Consider the following 6,118-nt stretch of genomic DNA (forward strand, 5'->3'; position numbering starts at 1 on the left):
AGGTAAAAAGATGACAGATGAAGTAATTTTAAAAGATAAACAATTTAAGGACGTCAATGTCGAGCACGAGATGAAGAATAGCTACTTGAGCTACGCGATGAGCGTTATAGTTTCAAGAGCGCTTCCAGACGTAAGAGACGGTCTAAAACCGGTTCACAGAAGGATACTTTACTCGATGAACGAACTTGGCATCACACCGCAAGGCCAGTACAGAAAATCCGCCAGAGTAGTCGGCGACGTACTTGGTAAGTACCACCCACACGGTGATATAGCGGTTTACGACGCTATGGTTAGACTTGCGCAAGACTTCAACACAAGATATTTACTAGTTGATGGCCACGGTAACTTCGGCTCAGTCGATGGTGATGGCGCTGCTGCGATGCGTTACACTGAAGTAAAAATGACAAAGATCGCCATGGAGATGCTTCGTGACATAAACAAAGACACAGTTGACTACATGCTAAACTTCGACGAGACAACGAAGGAGCCAGTTGTGCTTCCATCACGCTTCCCGAACCTTCTTGTCAATGGTTCATCAGGTATCGCCGTTGGTATGGCGACAAACATGGCGCCACATAACTTAAAAGAAGTTATAGACGCTTGCATTGCCTACATCGACGACAGGGACATAGATGTCGAAGGACTTATGAAGTACATCAAGGGACCGGACTTTCCTACAGGCGCCTTGATTATGGGTAAAGACGGCATCAAAGAAGCCTACAGCACAGGCAGGGGCCGTATTTTACAAAGAGCACTTTGTGAGATAGAAGAGAAAAAGGGCAGAGAAAAAATAATAGTTAGAGAACTGCCTTATCAAGTAAATAAAGCAAAACTTATACAAAAGATAGCCGAACTTGTTAGAGATAAGAAAATCGAAGGTATATCAGACATCAGAGACGAGTCCGATAGAGATGGCTTAAGAGTAGTTATAGACATAAAGCGTGATCAAAGCGCAAACATTGTACTAAACAATTTATATAAGCTAACACAAATGCAAAATACTTTCGGTATAATCAATCTAGCACTTGTTAATGGCGAGCCAAAGGTACTTACACTAAAAGAGCTTATCGAGTACTACATCATGCACCAATACGAGATTATCACTCGCAGAACACGCTATGACCTTGCAAAAGCTGAGGCTAGAGCGCACATCGTAGAGGGACTTCGTATTGCACTTGACCATATTGATGAAATAATCAAGGTAATCAGAGGTTCAAAAGATGACAAAACTGCTGTTAATGAGCTGATGACTAGATTTAAGCTAAGTGAAATACAAGCCAATGCCATCTTGGAGATGAGACTTAAGAGATTAACAGGACTTGAAAGAGACAAACTTGAAGAAGAATACCTTGAATTAATTAAATTAATCAATCAATATAAGGAAATACTTGGCTCAGAAAGACTTATATACGGCATTATCAAAGATGAGCTTATAGAGATAAGAGACAAGTACCAAGATTTAAGAAGAACAAGAATCATGCCAGACCCAGGCGAGATCGATACCATAGACATGATAGAGGATGAAGACGTTGTAATCACTCTAACACACTTTGGTTACATCAAACGTATGCCAGAGGGCGCATACAAGATGCAAAAGAGAGGCGGCAGAGGCGTTCAAGGCATGCAAAGACGTGAAGAGGACTTCGTTGAAGACATCTACGTAGTATCAACTCATGATGATTTACTTTTCTTCACAGACAAGGGCAGAATTTATTCACTAAAAGCCTACGAGATACCAGAAAGTTCGCGTCAAGCAAGAGGACTTGCCATAGTAAACCTTGTTCAGCTTGAAAAAGATGAGAAAATCTCAGCCATCATCCCACTTAAAAAAGATGAAGAAGGCGGCTACTTATCAATGCTTACAGAAAAAGGTATATACAAGAGAACTAGCCTTGACGAGTTCAAAAACATCAGTAAGAGAGGACTTAAGGCGATAAATCTTAAGGACGATGACAAGGTTATAGGCGTTAGAAGAACTTCAGGCGATGAGAAGATTGCTTGCGTTACAAAACAAGGTAAAATACTTATATTTGACGAAAAAACTACTAGAGCCATGTCAAGAACAGCGATGGGCGTTATTGCGATGAAGCTAAATAAAGATGACAGCATAGTCTCAATCGAAGTCGCTAGAAAGGACACATCCCTACTTATGATCACTGAACACGGCTATGGAAAGAAGACAGCCTTTGAGGAATTTAAGGTACAAGCTAGAAATGGTAAGGGCATGATCTGCTACAAAGTCACTCAAAAGACAGGACCTATAGTCGTTGCAAAATCTGTGGAAGAAGAAGATGAGATCATGATTATCTCACTTAAAGGCGTTATTATCAGGATAGACAGTGACAGTATAAGTGAATTAGGAAGAAACACACAAGGAGTTATACTTATGAAGCAAGCGGACGATAAAGTTGCCAGCGCATCAAAGTTTGTCTCCTCAGTTGAAGAATAGAAGAATAGGAGGTTTATATGTTTGATTTAAACTTAATCGATGAAGAGGGTCACTACCTAATCGAGCTAATAGGCGACCTAGACATATATAACAACAAAAAATTTAAAGAAAAATTAGCCGACATCTACGAAGACCTTGATAAGGACATAGTTGTCGACTGCTCAAAGCTTGAATACATCGACTCAACAGGCCTTGGTAGCTTTATAAGTCTATTAAAATTAACAAGAGACGAAGAAAAAGAAATTACAGTGAAAAATCTAAAGAAAAACATCAAAAAAGTATTCAAAATTACCGATTTAGATAAATTATTTAACATAGGAGACGAAGAATGATATTTACATTCGATATAGAAAACCAGGAAAATTATCTTTCTATGTTTAGGCTCCTTGTCAGCAAGGTCATGGCAGAGGAAAATTACAAATTTGACGAGATAGAAGATACAAAAGTAGCCGTTGGCGAGATGGCTCTGATTGCTCACGCCATCAACAAAGACAGGCTAAAGATGGATATCAAACTCAAAGAAAAGTCGATGATCATCACCATCTATCTAGATAAGTATCCAGAGGACGAGGCCTTCGAGATGAACTTTGACATCATAGGTGCCTTGTCAGAAGCCATGCTTAAACAGGACGATAGAATTGAGATCATAAGGACAAGACCATGACAAAGGCGAAGAAGAAAGACGACATTCAAGAGCTTTTTGAAGAGTACGCAAAGACGCACGATCAGGCGCTGAGAGATAAACTCATCGAAAAAAATCTATATATAGCCGAGATACTCGCAAAGAAATTTATAGGTAAGGGCATAGATTATGACGACATCTTTCAGATAGCCTCGCTTGGACTGATACTCGCAGTCGAAAGATACGAGCCAAGCCGCGGATTTAAGTTCTCTAGCTTCGCTACGCCTACAATTCTAGGCGAGATCAAAAGATATTTCAGAGACAAAGGCTGGACAATCAAGGTGCCACGCCGCGTTCAAGAGAATACGAAAAAAGTTAAAGATGCCTACCATCATTTGAGTGTGGTCAATGGTGAAGTGCCTACAGTTAAGGAAATTGCTGATTACTTGGGCATTGACACGGACGAAGTTTTGCTTGCTATGGATGCAGGCAAGGTTTACACGCCGCAGTCAATTGATTACGAGATAGGTACAGATGACAAAAAGACAGCACTTTCAGACATCATAGGCGATGACGACCAAAGCTTTAAAGACTTTGAAGATAGAGAGCAGCTCGATAGTTTGATGAAAAATCTTTCAAATACCGAAAAAGAGATAGTGAGAAAGAGATTCTTCGAGCAAAAAACACAGCTAGAGATAGCAAACGAGCTGGGCCTATCACAAATGAGCGTTTCGCGTATAGAGAAAAAAGCGCTTAAAGAGATTAAAAAACATGCTAAAAGGGAGGACTTTTATTGATATTCATAGACAACCAATCCCGAGATGGCGCGTATAATCACGCACTCGAAGAGTATTTAATCAAAAATTTAAAAAGAGAGCTATTCATGATTTGGCAAAATGACAACACAGTTTTGTTAGGCAGAAATCAAAATCCATACAAAGAAGTAAACTGGGATTATATGAACGAGATCGGCGCAAAGCTAGTTAGAAGGCCATCAGGCGGCGGCTGCATCTATACAGATAAAAACATCGTGCAGTACACCATAATCACGAAAAAAGAAGAAGACTCACTAAGGAAATTCACCGAGCCAGTCGTAAATTATCTAAACGAAAAAGGCGTAAAAGCAGAATTCACCGGCAGAAACGACATCATCGTAGATGGCAGAAAAATTTCCGGCAACGCACAGTACAAAGACAGAGAGCTCATGATACACCACGGAAGCATTATTTATCAGGATAGCTCCATTGACATAGGAAAACTACTTACACCAGCAAAGCTAAAACTTGCTAAAAAGTCATTAACAAGCGTAAAGAGCCGCATCACAAGCCTTAAATCCATGATGAATATGGATATAGCCATGTTTATAGAAGAGCTTAAAGAATATATCAAGAACTATTATCATATAAATGAAAATTATGTTTTGAGCGCAGACGAGCTAGAAAAAGTAGAAGAAATCAGAAAAAATAAGTATGCAAACGATGAGTGGACCTACGGCCGCTACGGAAAATTCGATAAAGTGCACTCATTTATGAACGACGCTTGCGTGATGGATATTTATTTGAAAGAAAAAAATAATGTAATAGAAGACATCCGTATAGATGGCGACTATTTCGGTGAAAAAGCAAAAGAGGAGCTTGAAAATATTTTTGTAGGCGTAAAATTAGAAAAAGATGATTTAGAGAGGGCGCTCTCGGGTATTGATATGAGTGAATACATCGAGGGCATCACAAAAGATGAACTTGCAGAAAATATTTTAAAAACGAAATCAGGTGATTAAATGCAAGAGAGAAATTATATAAGAAAGCCAGATTGGCTAAGAATAAAGGTTACAGGCAATAAAAACAACGACGAGATCGAGCACATGCTAAAGGATCTAAAGCTAAACACCGTTTGTAAAGAGGCCAATTGCCCGAACAAGATGGAGTGCTACAAATCGAGAACAGCGACATTCATGATACTTGGCGAGAATTGTACACGTAATTGCAGATACTGCAACGTCACTACGAAGAGGCCAGAAGAAGTCGATCCGCATGAACCAGAAAATTTGGCGAAAGCAGTCAAGATTCTTGGACTAAGGCACGCAGTTATTACCTCAGTTACAAGAGATGACCTTCCCGATGAAGGCGCTACTCAGTTTAGAGACGTAATCAGATGGGTTAGAAAATTAAATCCAGAGACAACAGTCGAAGTTTTGATACCAGATATGCACGCGAAAAAAGACTTACTTGACATAGTTATGGACGAAAAGCCAGATATATTAAACCACAACATCGAGACCATAGAAAGACTATTCCCGGAAGTGCGTAAAGAAGGAAATTTCAAAGAATCCATCGAAGTTATTAAATACGCCAAAGAAAAGGGACTTAAGACAAAGTCGGGATTCATGGTAGGACTAGGCGAGACAAAAGAAGAAGTTTTGGATTTAATCAAAGAGCTATACGAAGCAGGCTGCGATTATATTACCATAGGACAATATTTGAGACCAAGTTTGAAGCACTATGAGGTCAAGAGATATGTGCACCCAGATGAATTCTTCGAGTATGAAGATTACGCAAAGAGCATAGGAATTAAGAAGATAGCTGCTGGACCGTTCGTGAGAAGCAGTTATAAAGCAGCCGACATGGTCGATAAAAAATAAATAGATAAAAGCATGGATATAGATTCACTTCTATATCCATTTTTTGTCTTCTATTATATATAAATACTATAGATAGTAGTAAATAAATACACGATACACAAGTGTAAAAATTTTTTTAAAATTTTTTAAAAAATTTTAAAAAAACCCTTGACAAAGTAAAAAATAAATGGTAGAATGGATAAGTCATCTGGAAAGACTCCAGAAGGCAAGCAAAACTGAATAAAAGTGAAAAGAACGATTTAAACCAATCAATTTTTTTATTGATTAAAAATAATTTCGAATTTAAGAGCCAAGGTTAACTTGGGATTAAATAAACCATTTAATCGAGAGTTTGATCCTGGCTCAGGACGAACGCTGGCGGCGTGCTTAACACATGCAAGTCGAACGATGAAAGAGAATCCGATCTCTT

Annotated in this window: 6 protein-coding genes and 1 rRNA gene; all 7 read left to right on the plus strand. The window is 38.9% G+C overall.

Annotation, left to right across the window (positions count from 1 at the left end; genetic code table 11):
• Positions 1-10 precede the first annotated feature (10 nt).
• Complete coding sequence (gene gyrA / locus AC2UOP_RS04200) at positions 11-2,449, plus strand: DNA gyrase subunit A (RefSeq protein WP_484832745.1); 2,439 nt, start codon at positions 11-13, stop codon at positions 2,447-2,449.
• 17 nt (positions 2,450-2,466) lie between these two features.
• Positions 2,467-2,781, plus strand: a complete 315-nt coding sequence (locus tag AC2UOP_RS04205; RefSeq protein WP_070600677.1) for an STAS domain-containing protein — start codon at positions 2,467-2,469, stop codon at positions 2,779-2,781.
• The gene (locus AC2UOP_RS04210) at positions 2,778-3,113 is read left to right on the plus strand and encodes a hypothetical protein (RefSeq protein WP_249242616.1); all 336 of its coding nucleotides are present in this window, start codon (positions 2,778-2,780) and stop codon (positions 3,111-3,113) included. Before AC2UOP_RS04205 ends, AC2UOP_RS04210 begins: the two co-directional genes overlap by 4 nt.
• Entirely contained in the window at positions 3,110-3,868 is a 759-nt protein-coding gene (locus AC2UOP_RS04215) for a SigB/SigF/SigG family RNA polymerase sigma factor (RefSeq protein ID WP_070600680.1), read from the plus strand. The genes AC2UOP_RS04210 and AC2UOP_RS04215 overlap by 4 nt, the downstream gene beginning before the upstream one ends.
• Positions 3,865-4,848 (plus strand): lipoate--protein ligase, encoded by a 984-nt coding sequence (lplA, locus tag AC2UOP_RS04220; protein ID WP_484832746.1) that lies wholly within the window; start codon positions 3,865-3,867, stop codon positions 4,846-4,848. The genes AC2UOP_RS04215 and lplA overlap by 4 nt, the downstream gene beginning before the upstream one ends.
• Entirely contained in the window at positions 4,849-5,709 is an 861-nt protein-coding gene (lipA, locus tag AC2UOP_RS04225) for a lipoyl synthase (RefSeq protein WP_484832747.1), read from the plus strand. It begins immediately after the preceding gene.
• Between the two features lie 319 nt (positions 5,710-6,028).
• A 16S ribosomal RNA gene (locus AC2UOP_RS04230) occupies positions 6,029-6,118 on the plus strand; the annotation flags it as partial.

It is taken from the genome of Fenollaria sp., assembly GCF_057222035.1.

Coding starts and splice junctions, on each gene's coding strand:
- gyrA (WP_484832745.1), top strand. CDS start 11: ATGACAGATGAAGTAATTTTAAAAGATAAACAATTTAAGGACGTCAAT.
- AC2UOP_RS04205 (WP_070600677.1), top strand. CDS start 2,467: ATGTTTGATTTAAACTTAATCGATGAAGAGGGTCACTACCTAATCGAG.
- AC2UOP_RS04210 (WP_249242616.1), top strand. CDS start 2,778: ATGATATTTACATTCGATATAGAAAACCAGGAAAATTATCTTTCTATG.
- AC2UOP_RS04215 (WP_070600680.1), top strand. CDS start 3,110: ATGACAAAGGCGAAGAAGAAAGACGACATTCAAGAGCTTTTTGAAGAG.
- lipA (WP_484832747.1), top strand. CDS start 4,849: ATGCAAGAGAGAAATTATATAAGAAAGCCAGATTGGCTAAGAATAAAG.